Origin of the sequence: Synechococcus sp. H55.11 (assembly GCF_047462475.1) — a bacterium.
In the GTDB taxonomy this organism is placed as follows: Bacteria; Cyanobacteriota; Cyanobacteriia; order Thermostichales; family Thermostichaceae; genus Thermostichus.
Genome location: NZ_JANSJI010000197.1, coordinates 1 through 1,117 on the forward strand (window position 1 = coordinate 1; position 1,117 = coordinate 1,117).

Consider the following 1,117-nt stretch of genomic DNA (forward strand, 5'->3'; position numbering starts at 1 on the left):
CTTTAGAAGACTCACGGCCTCTTCCACCGAAATGTCGCGGGCTGCAAGCGGGCCGAGAATCTGACGCCGAGCAACCCGCGGTTCCTGGTCAGGAGTACCGCCGAGCAGAGCAACAATTTCATCGAGGCGAGCGCGGGCCGTATTGTAGGCAATGTCGAGTTCAGCGGCGAGGCGTTGAATATTCCCGCGATTCTTGACCAGCAACTCAACGAATGCAAGCTGATCAGGCGAGAGACGACCAATCCAGCCCAGGCTAAAACGACCCTCGATGACAATGCCGCTCTCAGGTGATTCGAGACGGGTGACGATTAACTCACCACCGGTGATGGGGTCACGGGTCAGTAGTGGATACATAGCAACCTCCGTTAGCGGGCATAGGTAAGATGGCGAGAGCGTCGATCCGCAGCGTAGCGCAACAGGTAGGCACCAAACCGAATCAAGCGCAAGCCGAACCAGCGGGCAAGGCGACGAGCGATGGGCGAACGCGGAGGCTGGTGGAGTGATGCGACACCGGCAACACGTTCCTGCATCTCGCGAGCGTACAGTTGCTCGTGGTGGTAGAGGTCGCGCATCATAGGAACTCCTCTCGTTACTTGGTTGGTAATATTTGCCAATCTGATAGAGATATTACCATCTCAATTGGTAATTGTCAATACTTATGTTGGAAATTTTTGCCATTTTATCATCATATTTCTGCAAGGCAGATAAACGGAGAGATGACGCCCTCGATCTGTGGTTTTTAGCACTGAGACATGGAGGGCACAGAGATACCATCTCCCTATGCCGGCAATGGTTGCGTGGTGATATACAAACCAGGGTGGCAGGGACGCAGCGTGATGAGGCGTGGTACGCTGCGGTGCTACGGTGAGTAGTGACGAGCACGCATGTCGTGCCTATGACCAGTGACGACCGGCAGCATCGTGGGTGCGGGCGCTATGCATCGGCACGCAAACCGACAACACGATATACGGACCAGGCGAGAGGCTATACCACAGTGGGCGTTCCACTGGCGAATCGCTGGTGGGTTGTCGCAGGTGCAGGCACACTGACCGGTTTCATTCATTCACGCTCAGGTAGAGGGCCAGGGTGATGAGTAGTGAGCGTGTGGTGTGTGTGC

At 55.6% G+C, this 1,117-nt stretch carries 2 protein-coding genes; both read right to left on the reverse strand.

Features of this window, described 5'->3' with window-relative positions:
• The coding region (locus NW853_RS08365) for a DUF2089 domain-containing protein (RefSeq protein ID WP_414348781.1) at nucleotides 1–354 on the reverse strand (354 nt) is incomplete at its 3' end.
• Nucleotides 355–365: 11 nt separating this feature from the next.
• Nucleotides 366–575, reverse strand: coding sequence for a hypothetical protein (locus NW853_RS08370; protein ID WP_012660586.1), 210 nt, complete (start codon nucleotides 573–575; stop codon nucleotides 366–368).
• Between the last annotated feature and the right edge of the window lie 542 nt (nucleotides 576–1,117).

Bases quoted from the DNA above. Each gene is read 5' to 3' on its own strand.
- NW853_RS08370 (WP_012660586.1), bottom strand. From the start codon at position 575: ATGATGCGCGACCTCTACCACCACGAGCAACTGTACGCTCGCGAGATG.